This window comes from Variovorax sp. LjRoot130 (assembly GCF_964253755.1).
Taxonomy (GTDB): domain Bacteria; phylum Pseudomonadota; class Gammaproteobacteria; order Burkholderiales; family Burkholderiaceae_C; genus Variovorax.
In genome coordinates this window covers 1,511,077-1,525,537 of record NZ_CAXURM020000002.1, presented here as the reverse complement: position 1 = coordinate 1,525,537, position 14,461 = coordinate 1,511,077, and the positions used below count along the sequence as shown (strand labels likewise).

General features: G+C 63.9%; 17 protein-coding genes. 4 read left to right on the top strand and 13 right to left on the bottom strand.

Annotated features, from left to right (window positions below; genetic code table 11):
• The first annotated feature begins 17 nt into the window (after nt 1-17).
• Both ACSQ86_RS37140 and ACSQ86_RS37135 read left to right on the top strand, forming a co-directional pair.
• On the top strand, nt 18-344 hold the full coding sequence (locus ACSQ86_RS37140; protein ID WP_436307777.1) for a YkvA family protein: 327 nt from the start codon (nt 18-20) through the stop codon (nt 342-344).
• Between the two features lie 19 nt (nt 345-363).
• A complete protein-coding gene (locus tag ACSQ86_RS37135; protein WP_436307618.1) occupies nt 364-747 on the top strand; it encodes a YkvA family protein in 384 nt (127 codons plus the stop codon).
• A gap of 697 nt (nt 748-1,444) precedes the next feature.
• Here ACSQ86_RS37135 and ACSQ86_RS37130 read toward each other — a convergent pair.
• The 8 genes from ACSQ86_RS37130 to ACSQ86_RS37095 form a co-directional block, all read right to left on the bottom strand.
• A complete protein-coding gene (locus ACSQ86_RS37130) occupies nt 1,445-2,545 on the bottom strand; it encodes a hypothetical protein (RefSeq protein WP_436307619.1) in 1,101 nt (366 codons plus the stop codon).
• Between the two features lie 403 nt (nt 2,546-2,948).
• Nucleotides 2,949-3,197 (bottom strand): hypothetical protein, encoded by a 249-nt coding sequence (locus tag ACSQ86_RS37125; protein WP_436307620.1) that lies wholly within the window; start codon nt 3,195-3,197, stop codon nt 2,949-2,951.
• Between the two features lie 108 nt (nt 3,198-3,305).
• The gene (locus tag ACSQ86_RS37120) at nt 3,306-3,587 is read right to left on the bottom strand and encodes a hypothetical protein (protein ID WP_436307621.1); all 282 of its coding nucleotides are present in this window, start codon (nt 3,585-3,587) and stop codon (nt 3,306-3,308) included.
• An 88-nt stretch (nt 3,588-3,675) separates the two neighbouring features.
• A complete protein-coding gene (locus tag ACSQ86_RS37115; protein WP_436307622.1) occupies nt 3,676-3,996 on the bottom strand; it encodes a high-potential iron-sulfur protein in 321 nt (106 codons plus the stop codon).
• A gap of 244 nt (nt 3,997-4,240) precedes the next feature.
• Nucleotides 4,241-5,005, bottom strand: a complete 765-nt coding sequence (locus ACSQ86_RS37110) for a fused MFS/spermidine synthase (protein ID WP_436310867.1) — start codon at nt 5,003-5,005, stop codon at nt 4,241-4,243.
• Between the two features lie 58 nt (nt 5,006-5,063).
• A complete protein-coding gene (locus ACSQ86_RS37105; RefSeq protein WP_436307624.1) occupies nt 5,064-7,349 on the bottom strand; it encodes an NADP-dependent malic enzyme in 2,286 nt (761 codons plus the stop codon).
• Between the two features lie 87 nt (nt 7,350-7,436).
• Entirely contained in the window at nt 7,437-8,222 is a 786-nt protein-coding gene (locus ACSQ86_RS37100; protein ID WP_436307625.1) for a hypothetical protein, read from the bottom strand.
• Complete coding sequence (locus ACSQ86_RS37095; protein WP_436307626.1) at nt 8,219-8,773, bottom strand: YoaK family protein; 555 nt, start codon at nt 8,771-8,773, stop codon at nt 8,219-8,221. Before ACSQ86_RS37095 ends, ACSQ86_RS37100 begins: the two co-directional genes overlap by 4 nt.
• Before the next feature lie 523 nt (nt 8,774-9,296).
• Between ACSQ86_RS37095 and fabZ the strand changes: the two genes are divergently transcribed.
• On the top strand, nt 9,297-9,734 hold the full coding sequence (fabZ, locus tag ACSQ86_RS37090; protein WP_436307627.1) for a 3-hydroxyacyl-ACP dehydratase FabZ: 438 nt from the start codon (nt 9,297-9,299) through the stop codon (nt 9,732-9,734).
• A 7-nt stretch (nt 9,735-9,741) separates the two neighbouring features.
• Complete coding sequence (locus ACSQ86_RS37085; RefSeq protein WP_436307628.1) at nt 9,742-10,107, top strand: DUF167 domain-containing protein; 366 nt, start codon at nt 9,742-9,744, stop codon at nt 10,105-10,107.
• A 45-nt stretch (nt 10,108-10,152) separates the two neighbouring features.
• On the opposite strand, the gene ACSQ86_RS37080 is transcribed toward ACSQ86_RS37085, so the two are convergent.
• The 5 genes from ACSQ86_RS37080 to ACSQ86_RS37060 form a co-directional block, all read right to left on the bottom strand.
• A complete protein-coding gene (locus ACSQ86_RS37080) occupies nt 10,153-10,425 on the bottom strand; it encodes an FAD-binding protein (RefSeq protein ID WP_436307629.1) in 273 nt (90 codons plus the stop codon).
• Nucleotides 10,422-12,173, bottom strand: coding sequence for an alpha/beta fold hydrolase (locus ACSQ86_RS37075; RefSeq protein WP_436307630.1), 1,752 nt, complete (start codon nt 12,171-12,173; stop codon nt 10,422-10,424). Before ACSQ86_RS37075 ends, ACSQ86_RS37080 begins: the two co-directional genes overlap by 4 nt.
• A gap of 118 nt (nt 12,174-12,291) precedes the next feature.
• Nucleotides 12,292-13,965 carry a LuxR C-terminal-related transcriptional regulator gene (locus ACSQ86_RS37070; RefSeq protein ID WP_436307631.1) on the bottom strand — a complete coding sequence of 558 codons (1,674 nt, stop codon included), beginning with the start codon at nt 13,963-13,965 and terminating at the stop codon, nt 12,292-12,294.
• A gap of 69 nt (nt 13,966-14,034) precedes the next feature.
• A complete protein-coding gene (locus ACSQ86_RS37065) occupies nt 14,035-14,220 on the bottom strand; it encodes a hypothetical protein (RefSeq protein ID WP_436307632.1) in 186 nt (61 codons plus the stop codon).
• The gene (locus ACSQ86_RS37060; protein WP_436307633.1) at nt 14,217-14,459 is read right to left on the bottom strand and encodes a hypothetical protein; all 243 of its coding nucleotides are present in this window, start codon (nt 14,457-14,459) and stop codon (nt 14,217-14,219) included. The genes ACSQ86_RS37065 and ACSQ86_RS37060 overlap by 4 nt, the downstream gene beginning before the upstream one ends.
• Between the last annotated feature and the right edge of the window lie 2 nt (nt 14,460-14,461).

The window sequence follows — 14,461 nt, the reverse complement described above, 5'->3', positions numbered from 1 at the left end:
TCAAGCGTGACGCCGTGATGCTCTGGTTCGCTTGCAGACATCAACGCACGCCCTGGGCCGCAAAGGCCCTTGGTGCGTTCGTCGTCGCCTACGCCTTGATTCCCATCGACCTGATCCCGGACTTCATCCCCATCCTCGGCTATGTGGACGATGCGCTGTTGCTGCCCGCGTTGATCTGGGTGGCGATCCGCATGCTGCCCCCGGACGTTGTCGAGGATTGCCGCGCACAAGCGGCGGCGTGGATGAGCCGGGACAACGGCAAACCGCGCAGCGTATGGGGCGCCGTGCTCATCGTCGCGATCTGGATCGGCTTCGCAGTGGCCCTTTGGCAGTGGCTGCGGTAACGCGCAAAATGCGGCGGCGATGAACATCGAGCGCATCAGAACATGGGCCTTCCGCTCGGCACGCAATCTCATTGCGCTGTGGCCGGCAGGATTTCATCGAGGGACACCGCGATCGGCCAAGACCATCGCGATCTTCGTCGTCCTCTATGCCACGCTACCGGTCGACCTGATCCCAGAGTTCCTGCCGCTACCGAGCTATCTGGACGATTTGGCGATGCTGGCCGGCTTGTCCTGGGTGGCAATCCACCTGGTCCCTGCAAACGTCTGGGATGCCAGTTGCGCCCAAGGGGATCATTGGCTCAGGCGCACGATCGGCTGGATCCAAGTCAGAAGCGACAACGTGATTCTGTGCATCGTTCTCGCAGCACTCGCCCTGTGGTTCAGGTTCTGGTTCGGAGGGTGAATTGGCCGGCGACGCCCCTGGATTTCCCGATCAACGACAAGCTCGCGGTTGGCAAGAAGGTCAACATCGAGTGCGTTCACAAACATACAAGGAAAACGAGTCTTCGCGGCCCGTTTTTTCTTTCGACCCCCACCCGGTCCGGGCGAGCGCCGAAGCAACCTCTACCAGCGCCTGCCGACTGTCAGGATGAATTGTGAAGTGCGACGGTGAAGCAACGATTGCAAGACCCAACGCCTCTTGCAACCGCAGTTGGATTTCGCGCTTCCTTGTCGGCGGGCCCCGCTGAGCCGCTCGGCGGCTCCGCAAAGCCGGGAACCGGCGCGCTCAGGCTGGAAGATTTTCTTGTGATCGGCGCTCGAAACGCGAAGCGGGCGTGCCATGCGTAGCGAGCCAAGCCTGCCGTTCCAACTCGCAAGCCTCACAGGTCGCGACTTCAGAGTCGATTTGCGTGACCAGGTCATCGTCCGAACCGTAGCGAGCCCGGAGATCGCCGACGAGCGTGACCAAGTCGTGAAGGTGCCGGGACGTAGAAGGCATAGACATTGCGTTCTCCTCGGGGGACGAAGCTTAGGTCATGTCCTCGGCGCTTGGCAAATCAAGAGACGATTCGTTTCACCTCGCTCCTTTGCGCGTCAACCGTGGCGGCGCGCTACGACTGCCCTGCAGGCGATGGCGCAGCCGTTCCGCGCCCCGCGGCTCAGGGCGCCGGCACGGCCTCGCGGTTGCCGGGCACGATCATCGGCTGGTACGAGAAGACATCGCGGCTCTTCGGGTCCACGACGACCTTCAGCCACTGGACGTCGTTGTTGCCGTTGGCCGCGTTGTCGCCGAAAGTCTCGACGCGGGTGAAGTTCTCGAGCCGGCGGCCGCGGACGTCGAGGAACGGCTTGTCGATGCGGAAGTAGTGCGAATCGCCGTGCACGTACGCCACCGGGCGCCGGAACGCGATCACCTGTTCGCGCAGGGCCAGAAGGTATTCCTTGTAGCCGTCGGGCGCACCGTCGGTCTGCTCCAGCGTCAGCGGGTCCCGCACCGGCGCGCGCGTGGGGTCGCTCTTGTCCCAGCCGGGGTTGGCCTGGGCAATGATCATGAGCGCCACCGAGCCCGTTTGCGCCGCCGCCGCGAAGGACTCGCGCAGCCACCGGATGTTCGCTGCATTGCGCGCCTGGAACTCCGCAGGGTCCGGGGCCGTGTCGCACAGGTTGTTGCAGGAGCCTGGAATGTTCAGCGTGACGTAGGTGACCCTGCCCACTTTCCAGCGTCGATTCTCGACGCAGGGCACGGCCCCGGCCTGGCCGAGGCACAGGGCTTCGGTCTGGACTTCCTGCACGATCGGATCGCGGCCCATTGAGAGCGGCGTGGAGAAGAACACCTGGCGTTCGCGGTCGAGCCGTTCGCGGGAGTTGAAGCCGCCGTTGGCCGTCCGGTCGCAATCGGTCCAGTCGTTGTCGCCTGGCGTGAACATGGCCGCGCCCTGCAGCGTATTGAACCAGCCCACCGCCCGGTGGAAGAGGGCGTCGTCGCACAGGCTTCCCGAGCCCTGCTTGAGGTCGCCGTTGTGCACGGTGAACGTCAGCTTCTGCGCGTTCATGTCGGCCAGCAGGTTGGGCAACCCGACGGCTTCCTGGACGGGGGAGTAGGGAAGGTCGCCCCAGAGTCCGATCGCATATGCTGCGTTCGCCTCCCCCTGGTCGGCGTGGGCCGGCAGCGGGACGCAGGCGACCAGGCCGAGGGTGATCAGTCCTGCGCCCAGCCGCGTGGCGGAGCTGTGCAGGCGTCGAAGCAGCGAGCGGGTCATCGGGTGTTCTCCTTCAACGGGCCGGCGGGATCGCCGGGGCGCATCTTGGGGTTCACTCGGTGACGCGCCGATGACATTCGCGGCGCCGCCGCCGTGCGGATCGATCACCTTTACCTTGCTCCAGGACCGCTTTTTTTCACGGCCATTGAAGTCGCAAACAGGCCAATAGAGTCGCAACGCAGCGGCCAAGCAGGGCGAGAGGGTGGGGCGTTGCCGGTGCGCAGCGCGCGGCTCAGAAAGCGACCGATGCGCGCGACCGTTCACGCGATTGAGACCGCGTGCCACGGCAAAATCACCCAATGACTGAGCCCGGTGAACTCTCCGACGCTGATCTGCGGGAGCGCGCTCTCGCTTGGCGCCGGCAGGCCCTCGGGGTGCGTTGCACGCACGGGCATCAGACCGACTACGGACTGGCGCTCGGCCGCGAGTTGCCGAACCACCGTGCCGCGTTCTCAAACTCCTCGTGTGCAACCTCAGTGGGGTCACGGTCGGCTTTTGAAGGGTAGATCTCGATGGCCCAGTACGCGAGTAGCTCCAGTGGGGCTACTCCATTGGAGAGCCTGGAAAACTCCTGCGTGAAGCCGCGCAGCCCTGCTTCTGCCGGCGAGAGGGTGTAGCCGGCGATGACGATAGGCCCGGCAAGTTTCCACATGGCTCCTGGCCCTCATGCCATCAGACCATTATGCCGTGAGACTGTTGATTGGTCAGATTTCGTTTTCGTTGATCTCCGATGATTTGTCTGAGCAGTGAGCGCAGGCGCTCAAAGAGGCTCCGTATACGCAAAGGCGATTCGATCGTTGGCCGCCTCGAGCTTTGGCCGCTTCAAGATTTCGATCAGGCCCAGGTTCAGGAGCGCCCGCGACGCGGCGACCGGATCTTTCAGCGGAGAGAGTTGATGAAGGTGCTGCAAAGCAGTATGGCCGTTGACTCGCAACAGCAGCGAGCGTTCGTCCAAGCCCAGCGCAGACGCGCGGAACAACACCTCACGCTGGCCACGAGTGGTGCGCGCCAGGACAATTTGCAGATCTTCTGTATGGTTCATAAAGTTCCAGGGTACGTGTCAGAGAGGCGCAATGCTGGCTGATGTTGCATGCGCGTTTCCCGAAGCGCAGCATCAGGGCGCACGGCAGTCAACTCGCCTTCTTGACCCATGCACTGCACCAACCGTTGGCTGCCACCAGCTTGCCCGGAAACAAGGGGCAGCCACCTGTCGCTTCTTTCGGCTTGCCCTGGAATAACTGGCAGTTCGCGCAGGTTTGCGAGACCACGTGCTTGGGGTATTTCTTGGGGTCCACCTTGGTAGTGTCTTGCTTGTAGCCGAGCGCCGTTGCCTGGGGATCGCTTTCTTCCAGCTTGGGCCCCGTAGATTGGGCGTAGACGCCAGTTGCCGCGAGTGCTGAACCTGTGGCGACGACTTGAAGCATGAAGCTCCGACGATTGCTGCTGTTCATGGAATGACTCCGGGTGATTGAAAAATGTTCGGGCAAAAGTTTGCGTGTAAGCGGCGGCAAGTGCCGGTGTCAGGATCGGGGTAACGGCGCACCTCGCGTCGCGACTCTTGCATTCGACGCATGACGGCCGCGAACCGTGCGCACCCGAGCGCGATGCTCAGCATCGCAATGCCCCAGTCCGGCCTCCGTCCGCCTTTCCAGGTGGGAGATGCGAAATATCGTCCGTTGCGGGCCTCCCGTGTCCTTAAGGCATCCCCTGGCTATGCCATCTGCCGAACCGCTTGATCATGGAAAAGCTGGGCGCCAGTTGCGCCCATGCTTCAGGCGCCAGCGTCGATGCGCAGCGTTGCAGGTTTGCAAGCAGCGGCGGCGTGGGCGTTTCCTTGAATGCGAAGGCAATGGTGTTGCCATAATCAAAGTCATTCACGGTGACGACACGTCCAGCAAAGCTTTCTTTAATCCGCTCAAGGTAGACCGGGAAGTGCTCATGATGGGAGTGGAGGTTTGCCACCAAAACCCCGTTGGGCTCCAGCATGTCAAAGCAGTTGTCGTAGAAAGAGCGCGAGCAAAGACTCGCAGGCACCCCGTTGGCATCGAAGCCGTCGGCCACGATCACATCGTAGCGATACTGGGCAGTACGAACATAGTCAGCAGCGTCCTCCTTGCGGACATGAAACCGGTGATCGTCTCTGGGCACCTCAAACTCATCGCGAAGCGCGATGACATAGGGATTGATTTCGATCACCTGAATGCGCGAATCTGGCAGATACCAGTAGCAGAACTTCGCCAGTGACCCGCCACCCAGACCCACCATGGCGATGTGGCGGGGGTTGGGCGCAAACAGCAGGAAGCCCATCATGAGGCGCGTGTAAGCCAGCATGAGGTTGTTGGGCCGGTCGATCTGCATCCGGCTTTGAACGTCGCAGATCGAGAAATGCATGGTCTTTGAGTTCAGCGATTTGTCAACAAGAGGTCGCGGGTGCCGGTTGTACTCGAGGCGGTCTGACATCAATGATTCAATGAGATGAAAAAGAAGGGTGGGCGGAGCGGGCGCGCGCTTGGAAGGACTACTTGTCGCTTGGGATCTCGGCGACAGTCAGGGCAGTCATGTTGAAGATGCCGCGCACCGTTGCCGACGGTGTCAAGACATGGATAGGCCGTGCTGCGCCGAGCAAGATGGGACCGATGGTGATTCCACCCCCCATGGCAGTCTTCATCAGGCCGTAGGAAATGTTGGCGGCGTCGATGTTCGGGAATACCAGCAGGTTGGCGTCGCCGGCCAGCGCACTGTGCGGCATGACGGCGGCGCGCTGCTTGCCGTCGAGCGCCACATCGCCCTGCATCTCGCCGTCGACTTGCAGCCAAGGCGCCTGGATCAGAAGGGCGTCGAGCGTCTGACGCATCTTGATAGCGCTCGGCTGGTTGCTGCTGCCGAAGTTGGAATGCGACAGCAGCGCCGCCTTCGGCTTGAGGCCGAAGCGCATCATCTCCTCGGCCGCCATGGTGGTGATCTCGGCGAGCTCCTCGGGCGTCGGGTCGTAGTTGACGTGCGTGTCGACCAGGAACACCTGGCGGTCAGGTAGCAGCAGGCCGTTCATGCAGGCGTAGGTGGAGACGCCGGCGCGCCTGCCGATCACCTGGTCGATGTAGTGCAGGTGCAAGGCGGTGGTGCCCCAGGTGCCGCAGATCATGCCGTCCACGTCGCCCTTGTGCAGCAGCATGGCGCCGATCAGCGTCAGGCGGCGGCGCATCTCGATCTTGGCGGTCTGCACCGTCGTGCCCTTGCGCTCGGTCATGCGGTGGTAGGTCTGCCAGAAGTCGCGGTAGCGATGGTCGTGCTCGACGTTGACGATGTCGTAGTCCAGCTCTTCCTTGAGGCGCAGGCCGAACTTCTCGATGCGCTGGGCGATGATCGCCGGCCGGCCGATCAGCGTGGGACGGGCGATGCCTTCGTCCACCACGATCTGTGCCGCCCGCAGCACGCGCTCTTCCTCGCCCTCGCAGTAGGCGACGCGCTTCTTCGGCGCGCGCTTGGCGGCGTCGAAGATCGGCTTCATCGCGGGGCCCGAGGCGTAGACGAAGCTCTGCAGCTTGTCGCGGTAGGCATCCAGGTCCGCGATCGGCCGCAGCGCGACGCCGCTCTCCGCAGCGGCCTTGGCGACCGCGGGCGCGACCTTTATCATGAGCCGCGGGTCGAAGGGCTTCGGAATCAGGTACTCGGGACCGAAGCTGAGCTTTTCGCCGACATAGGCGGCAGCCACGCGCTCGCTCTGCTCGGCCTGCGCGAGTTCGGCGATGGCATGCACCGCTGCGACTTCCATCTCGTCGGTGATGGTGGTCGCGCCGCAGTCGAGCGCGCCGCGGAAGATGTAGGGGAAGCACAGGACGTTGTTGACCTGGTTCGGGTAGTCGGTGCGCCCGGTGGCCATGACCACGTCGCTGCGCACGGCATGCGCGTCCTCGGGCGAGATCTCGGGGTTGGGATTGGCCAGCGCGAAGATCACCGGCTTGGCCGCCATCTTCGCCACCATCGCGGGCTTGAGCACGCCGCCGGCCGAGAGGCCGAGGAACACGTCGGCGCCTTCGATCACCTCGGCCAGCGAGCGCGCCGAGGTCTTTTGCATGTACTGGCGCTTGTCGTCGTCCATCAGCTCGGTGCGGCCTTCGTAGACCACGCCGGCGAGATCGGTCACGAACACGTTCTCGCGCTTCAGGCCGACCTTCAGCAGCAGGTTCAGGCAGGCCAGCGCCGCGGCGCCGGCGCCCGAGGTGACGAGCTTGACCTGCGAGATGTCCTTGCCCACCACCTTCAGGCCGTTGAGCATGGCGGCCGCCACCGTGATCGCCGTGCCGTGCTGGTCGTCGTGGAAGACCGGGATCTTCATGCGCTTGCGCAGCTCGCGCTCGACGTAGAAGCAGTCCGGTGCCTTGATGTCTTCGAGGTTGATGGCGCCGAAGGTCGGCTCCAGCGCGGCGATGACCTCCACCAGCCTGGCCGGGTCCTTCTCGTCGATCTCGATGTCGAACACGTCGACGCCGGCGAACTTCTTGAACAGGACGCCCTTGCCTTCCATCACCGGCTTGGCGGCCAGCGGCCCGATGTCGCCGAGGCCCAGCACGGCGGTGCCGTTGGTGATGACCGCGACGAGGTTGCCGCGCGCGGTGTACTTGAAGGCGTTGACCGGGTCCTTGACGATTTCCTCGCAAGGTGCCGCCACGCCGGGCGAGTAGGCCAGCGCCAGGTCGCGCTGGTTGAGCATTTGCTTGGTCGCCGCGATCGCGATCTTGCCCGGGACCGGATGCCCGTGATATTCAAGCGCGGCAAGGCGAAACGGATCAGTGGGGTTGGTCATAAGGTTCCTGTTCTGGCGCTTCATACGGAGCCGAGATACGCTCCCCGCCAGCTGAACGCGCTGGTCGTCGAGGTCGGTGGGGCAACTTCATGACGACAGTGGCGTAGCCCACACCAGCCGAACCAACCCGTTGGCGATGTGTGGCAGCCGCATCCCCGTCGCGAGCACGCTGGTTGTCAGCCGGAGAGGTAGCGCGCCCTTCAACTGAGCGAATACAAAGAACGAGACTTCCGAGTCCGAGCGCAGGCGAAAAAGCCGATCACTCTCCACAAGCAACTGGGGGACCACGCGACTCGGACGCGTATCGCGATCAAAGTAGATGCGTACGAGCCGGTCGTCAGGGAGGAGAAGTCGCGCGCACTCGCTCGAACCCTCCTCAGATATCAGCTCTAATGGAAGGCCCTTGAGAACGGCATGCTCCTTGACGAGGTGCTCCAAGGTCAGGTTCACAACGGTCCGAAGCATCTCGACATCCAGCAACTGCGCTTGGTTCTCTCCTTCCAGCAGGCTGGCGAGATCCCCGCCACGATCCGGTCCTTCGTACCGAACGCAGCTCAACCCCAGGCCCGGTTCTGTCTGGCAGGCCTGTGCAACGTCCAGTAGCTCGCGCGCAGCGCTGCAAACTGACTGCAGCCAGGTGATAGCGGCAGCGAAGTGATCAAATTCGTATGTGGCTTCTGGAAACCGGTCAACGAAGAGCTTCGGGTCCAACACGTCATTGAGTCTTCGTGTGATCGGTGACGTCCACCGGACTTCGTTGCCCAGTTGCCAAACCGCACCGAAGGTGCGGCTTGCACCTCCCGATGGAGGCTGGTAACGCAGCAGCTTGATGTGTCGGCTGACGGTGCGGTTCGTTCCCGCAGCGGCTTTCACGAAACATCCCCCGTAGATCTGTCACCCATCGACCTCAAGTCTTGCAGCATCGGCGGTGCAGCCAACGTCACCAGCACGGCGGCAAAGAGCACCGCCGCCGCAAAGCCCACAACCGTGAAGGCGATGACGCCGACAACGCCTCCGCCCACAAACAACCCGAGGATCGTCGTATAGAGAGCCACCTTCTCGGAGTCGGCCTTCACCATGCGTTGGCCATCGACTCCTCGAGGATCGTCACCGTGGATCCATCGACCCAGCTCAACGCCCAGGTCCGTGATAACGCCAGTCATGTGTGTCGTCCTGATCTCGGTCTTCGAGATCTTGCTGACGATCGCGTTCTGCAGCCCCATGATGAAACAAAGGAGCAAAACGGTGGACGGAACGAACCATTCGCCAAGCAGCTCGAGATTGGCGCCCAACAAACCAAACAGCAACAGCAAGACCGCCTCGAGCACAAGGGGGTGCGCGAACTCGCCCTGTAACCGCCGGCGGCGCGCACGAGTGGCCAGCGCTCCGGTGGTTGCCGCTCCGCAAATAAATGAAATGAGCAACGCGACTCCGGCAAACGCCCAGGCGACGACGCGAGCACGCCTCCCAGCTGTCGGTTTGTTCGTTGGGTCCGAACCAACTGGATGAGTTCTTGAAGAATGTTCGCTCGCATGGACGGTGGGGGCGTCGCGAGCTCATCGGGCTTCACGGCGGAAGCGCGAATATAGTTTTCATTGTGTATCATTGCAATTACCATTTGATTAACATATTTTGCGATCACCTCAGCGCGACAGGTACGCCCGTCGAAACACCGCATCTGCGACGCTTTCGCCTGAGGCTCAATAGATGCGAGTGCTCGAATGGCCTGTTCAGCGCCGCGGCGTCACACTCCTCGCAGCCGAGCGCCAGCTATTCAGCAGTCCTTAAGGGAGCTGACGGAGTTTTTTCTGCGGATTTCGGTCTGCGTGGCGGGATGAACGGCCGAGATTTGGCCGAGAGGAGCTGGGCGATACGACCCAGCCTCAAGGTGCTGTTCGTTACCGGCTATGCCGAGAGCGCCGCGTTTGGCAAGGGGTTTGTGTGAAGTTGGACATCTACGAAATTCTGAAGAGGCTTCCCCACCGCTATCCGTTCCTTTTGGTGGACCGCGTCGTGAATCTCGAGAAGGGCATGCGGATCGAGGCGCTGAAGAATGTCACGATCAACGAAGCGTTGTTCCAAGGTCACTTTCCTCACCGTCCCGTGGTGCCCGGCGTACTGCTGCTGGAAGCGCTGGCGCAGGCGGCTGCATTGCTCGCATTCGAGACTTTCGGTGAAACACCTGATGACACGAAGATGTACTACTTCGGTGGAATCGATGCAGCGCGGTTCAAGAGGCCGGTCGAACCTGGGGATCAGTTGATGATGGACGTTCGACTGCTGCGCAGGAAAGCGGGGGTCTTCAAGTTCAAGGGGAGTGGCTTTGTAGACGGTCAACTCGCCGTTGAGGCCGAGTTGCTGTGCACGCGTGTGGTCATCGCGTGATGTTTCGATGCCGCGCGTGCCGCCTGACCCGGCGCGTGGCCCCCCATTGAAAAAGAGCTCGTTCTACAGGTGGGAGGGGGACATCTTGGTCCTCAACATTCTCGGGACACCCGGCGCAGCAAAGGACGCCATCGGCAAGGTCAAGGGCAATCAGTTGAAAGTCAGCGTCACCGAGGCGCCGCGCGTGGGCCGTGCAACGGACCACATGGTGCGTTTCCTGGCCGGCGAGTTTGGCGTATCGCGCTGCGCCATCGAGGTTGTGTTCGGGCGCAAGAACGTCAACAAGCAACTGCGAATCAAGGCTCCCTCGAGGTTGCCTGCATGCATCGAGCCGCCTGCCATGGTCTCGCCAAGTTCGGTTCGACCCAAATAGGACGGTCCCGTCGATAGAGCGCGGCTTGCCAATCGGCATGGAGTATCAATGAGCGGGAATGGCCGGCCGACTCCTGTCTGGCACCGCGGCTGCGACGCGTGGTGGGGCCGCCCGTCCAGATGACATAGGCTCCTGTCGACGGACGCACAAACCCGGAGCCTGCAAGGCACGCGTTGCATTGCCGACGAGGTACAGCCCGGCGCCGGGGATTGCCCAGTTGCTTGCGCACTCGACGATGGTCACCGACAACCGCTGCTCGCGCAGGGCGATCGCAAGCGCCAGGCCGGCGAGGCCGCCCCCGACGATCAGCAGCTTCAATTCGTCTCCACCGTGGTCGAGTCGAATGACTTGGTGCCGACGCCGATATGGATCGGCGCTGTCAACACGGCCGGGCCCGCGCCGACCGCGCGCTCTCGGACCATGTCGTCCAGCGTCTGCTGGACCCCAACGAGCTGATCCTGCGTCAGGTGCAGGTGTCCTAGAACCTCCCCGACGATAGGATTGCTGTGCACCAACCAGTCCCACATGTGCTCGCCGGACTCGAACGCCGTTTTCTCGGTGACCGTCTCCACGCTGACCTGTTGAAGTCCGGCTTTCGTGAGCTCCTGGCGCAGCCTTTCGGGATCCTTCAGCTGAAAAGGCAGCGGAAGAGGATCCATCGTCGGACCTTCGAAGGACGGGACCACGGACCGTATGGCGGCCACGAAGAAGCCAAAGAATTCGATCTCGTGCGGATCGCCGTACACGGTCATCAGCACCCGCCCCGTCGGCTTGACGACGCGCGCCATTTCACGGATTCCGCGCGGCATGTCCGGAAACAGCATGACGCCGAACTGCGATCCGGCGACGTCGAAGCTGCTGTCCTCCAGCGCAAGGGCATGGCCGTCCATGACGCGCGTCTCGATGGCGAGCCCTTCCTTGCGTGCGCGCGCATCGAGGTGCTCGAGCATGGCCGGCGATTGGTCCGTCGCCAGGACCTGCGCGCCGAAGCGCGCTGCGGGAATGCTGAGCGCGCCGCTGCCTGCCGCCACGTCCAGGAAACTCATGCCGGCGAGCACGCCGGCGCGGCGCAGGCCTTCGTTGCCTACCCACATCTGCGTGGGCGTGTTCGTGCGGTCGTATCCCTTCGCGATCCTGTCCCAGGCATCCCGCGTTGATTCCGGGGTGTTCAGAGAGTCGGCGAGCGCGGCGCGCACCGCACGCACAAACGCTTCCGGCTGTTCGATCGCAGGATCGTCGTCGGCGTCCTCGATCACATGCAACGGCCATCCGTAGCGCGCGCTCGACGCCTCGGCAACGGGTAGCCCCGTCACACGGTCGTACCGCCCCCAGATCAGGGTCGTGGGGACGGCGATTCGCGCGAGATCCGCCGACGGGATCGCCGGCAGTCCGAACAAATCCATCAATGCGCCCAGAGCAGCCTGTACTCCCGGTGTCCGGGCACGATCGAGGTTATAGGCCTTGAACGGCTCCAAGAGCTCACCCATGCGTTGTCGCACGTCGTCCAGGTCGAGTGCGCAGTACTGCCACAAGCGATCGTGCGTATGCTCGGTCGGTTGCGCAATGAAATCGTTCAACGCGAGCCCGAAGACCTGCGCAGGCTGGAACGGGCTCAGGCCCAGGGTGTCGACGAGCACGAGCCGGTCGAGCCGATCGCCGTGCTGGCTGGCAAAGCGGGCTGCGATGGCGCCGCCAAGTGCGTAGCCCACCAGCACGGGTGGCGACGGGCAGGTGCGCGCGATCAACTCGCCGAGCCAGGCGAACACGCGATCGGCGTCCAAGGGGCCCTCGTCCACCTCCGAGGCGCCCTGGCCGGGCAGGTCGGGGGCCACGACGCGATGGGTTCTCGCGAGGTCCGGGATGACCTGCAACCAGTGAGCCGCGTTGCCGCCCGGACCATGCAGCAGCACCATCGACGGGCCGTCCCCACCCTCGAGCATCGCCGTCGAGACGCCGGCCAGCCGAAGTTGCCGCTGTGTGACCGGTAACCCCGCCAGCAACTGCTCGCGGGCGTCCGCGTCGGCCGGGGGACGGATGCGTTGCTGAGTTTCTTCGCGGGTAGTCACGGCTTGCTCCTTGTCGATGGCTTCACCATACAAACAGGTGCAAGACGGCGCGTCGGGCGGATCACCCAATTTCGGCCACGCGGCGGCATGGGTAGTCTCACCCAGTAGACCCGGCGGGTCAGGCGAGCTGGTGCTGGTAGGCGTAAGCGGTGGCGGCGCTGCGCGAAGCGACGGCGATCTTGTCGAAGATGTTGCTCACATGCCGGTCGATCGTCTTTTCGCTCACGAACAGCTCGTTCGCAATGGTCTTGTTGGTCCTGCCGGTGGCGATCAGGCGCAGCACCTGCAGCTCACGCGGGGTCAGGCCATGCGCCTGCGCCTTCGCCGCGCGGCACATCTGTGCGTCGATGCCGGCAAGGTCGGGCGCGGCGCCCAGTTGATCGAACACGGCACGGGCCGCTTCGAGCTCGAGCCTGCATCCTTCGTCGTCGCCGAGTGCGCGACAGGCCAGCCCCACCATCACACGGACGCGGGCGGTCATGTACGGAGCCTCGACTTCCTGCCACACCGCCGCTGCGCGACGCAGCGAGCCGAGCGCGGCCTGCGCGTCGCCGTCGGCCAGCTCGAGGGCCCCTCGGGCGTGCGCGGCCATCGCATCGAGCACGCCCGTGTCGAAGCTCCGGGCGACCTCCTGCAGCTCGCGGCAGGCGCTGCGCGCCTGTTCGATGTCGCCCACGGCCAGCATGATGTCAACGCAAGCGGGCAGCAGGCGCATGCGCTGGCGCCCCGTGGTCGCGCCCACGACACGGCGGATCGCTGCGGCTGCCGTGTTCGCGCGTCCCTGGGCGAGCCGCAACAGCGCAAGTCCAGGCTGCGGTTCCTGCCCTGACTCGCTCGCGCTGCGATACGCCTCCTCCGCCGCCGCAAACTCCCCGCGAAGCCGATGCACTTCGGCCTGCTGATAAAACGCGGCGCCTACCGCCTGCGCGTTTCCAGCCTGAGAGCAACGGCTGCGGGCGCGGCGCGCCTCCTCGATCGCCTCCGGCCAGGCGCCGCGCAACTGCATGATCTCCGAGCGATGCACCCGGCAAACGCCCGAGAAAGCGAGCATCTCGGGTTGCGCCTCGCACCACTGCGCCAGTGCAGTGGTCCACTCGCGGGCACGGTCCAAGGCGTAGACCTGCTGACAGCCTTCGATCACGCTGCAGTAGATCAAGCCGGTGACCAGAGGCGACAGCTCGCCTGCGGTCACGGCGACCATGGCCTCGTCCAGCAGCGCGAGGCCCGCCTCGACCTTCCCTTCGTGGATCAGGACCAGGCCCTGCAGGTGCCGTGCACACGCGACCAGATCGACTTCGCCGAAGCGCTCTCCGATTCCGGCGGCATCGGCCGCGCTCGCGTAGGCAGCGCGGCTATCGCCCGCATTGAGCTGTTGCCGCGCGACCGGCAGCATCAGGTAGCCCTGCTCGACGCACTCCCGTCCCTCGCGTTCGAGCAGCCGCTGGGCGCGCGCGAGCCATCCGGTCGCGCTGCCCGTCTCGCCTCGAAACAGAAGACGCAGGCCCAGCCAAAACGCGCAGCGAACAGCGCGCGCGCCTTCGCCTGCGTTCAAATGAGCCTGGTGTGCGCGAGCCAGCGCCTTCAAGTAGTCTTCATCCCGTCCGACCAGGTATGCCGAGATCGCCAACGACTCGAGATCCTCGGGTCCCAGCGGCGCAGTCTGGTCAGCGGCAGCGAGCGATTCGCAAGCACCCGCCCAGGCTCGTCGGCGGAAGCATTCACGGCCGCGTTCGAGTTCATCACAAAACAGCGCGGCGCGGGCGTCTGGGCAGTGTTGGTCAGGGTCGCTCATTCGCTTCAATCCCGTCTGCAGCGAATCTAGCAGACAGGTGATGCCATATTCTGCGCGTGTGTTCTGCTGCTACCGCTGCGTCTGTCGAGCGCGTGATAGTGCCGTGCCCAGCGCGATCCGTTGGGGCGCGAGGATGTGCAGCCGCTTGACATCCGCCATGGCCTTCGCGGCTGCGATCTCGAGTTCGCAGGCCGACAGCCGATCCTGCAAGGCCTTGGCACGGGGGCCTGCGCGCTCCAGCACCCAGACGTTCATCTCGCTGTGGACAGCGCGGATGCACCGACCACGGCGTCGTAGAGGCGCCGGGCCTTGAGGATCTGTTCGGATGCGGCGGCTTCGCAGTGCTGGTCCAGGCGAGCACCGAACTCGTAGACCACGATGTCCGCGGGCGCCGAAATCCAGGGTTCGATGAGGAGCGGGCGGGCGGTGGACGCAGGCGTGGCGCCAACCTCGGCGCCTTTCGCCTCAAGCAGGAACGCTTCTGCAATCTTCATGG

Excerpts from the sequence above, each read along its gene's own strand:
- ACSQ86_RS37140 (WP_436307777.1), top strand. The coding sequence starts at position 18 with ATGCTCTGGTTCGCTTGCAGACATCAACGCACGCCCTGGGCCGCAAAG.
- ACSQ86_RS37135 (WP_436307618.1), top strand. The coding sequence starts at position 364 with ATGAACATCGAGCGCATCAGAACATGGGCCTTCCGCTCGGCACGCAAT.
- ACSQ86_RS37130 (WP_436307619.1), bottom strand. The coding sequence starts at position 2,545 with ATGACCCGCTCGCTGCTTCGACGCCTGCACAGCTCCGCCACGCGGCTG.
- ACSQ86_RS37125 (WP_436307620.1), bottom strand. The coding sequence starts at position 3,197 with ATGTGGAAACTTGCCGGGCCTATCGTCATCGCCGGCTACACCCTCTCG.
- ACSQ86_RS37120 (WP_436307621.1), bottom strand. The coding sequence starts at position 3,587 with ATGAACCATACAGAAGATCTGCAAATTGTCCTGGCGCGCACCACTCGT.
- ACSQ86_RS37115 (WP_436307622.1), bottom strand. The coding sequence starts at position 3,996 with ATGAACAGCAGCAATCGTCGGAGCTTCATGCTTCAAGTCGTCGCCACA.
- ACSQ86_RS37110 (WP_436310867.1), bottom strand. The coding sequence starts at position 5,005 with ATGTCAGACCGCCTCGAGTACAACCGGCACCCGCGACCTCTTGTTGAC.
- ACSQ86_RS37105 (WP_436307624.1), bottom strand. The coding sequence starts at position 7,349 with ATGACCAACCCCACTGATCCGTTTCGCCTTGCCGCGCTTGAATATCAC.
- ACSQ86_RS37085 (WP_436307628.1), top strand. The coding sequence starts at position 9,742 with ATGCCGCGCGTGCCGCCTGACCCGGCGCGTGGCCCCCCATTGAAAAAG.
- ACSQ86_RS37070 (WP_436307631.1), bottom strand. The coding sequence starts at position 13,965 with ATGAGCGACCCTGACCAACACTGCCCAGACGCCCGCGCCGCGCTGTTT.
- ACSQ86_RS37065 (WP_436307632.1), bottom strand. The coding sequence starts at position 14,220 with ATGAACGTCTGGGTGCTGGAGCGCGCAGGCCCCCGTGCCAAGGCCTTG.
- ACSQ86_RS37060 (WP_436307633.1), bottom strand. The coding sequence starts at position 14,459 with ATGAAGATTGCAGAAGCGTTCCTGCTTGAGGCGAAAGGCGCCGAGGTT.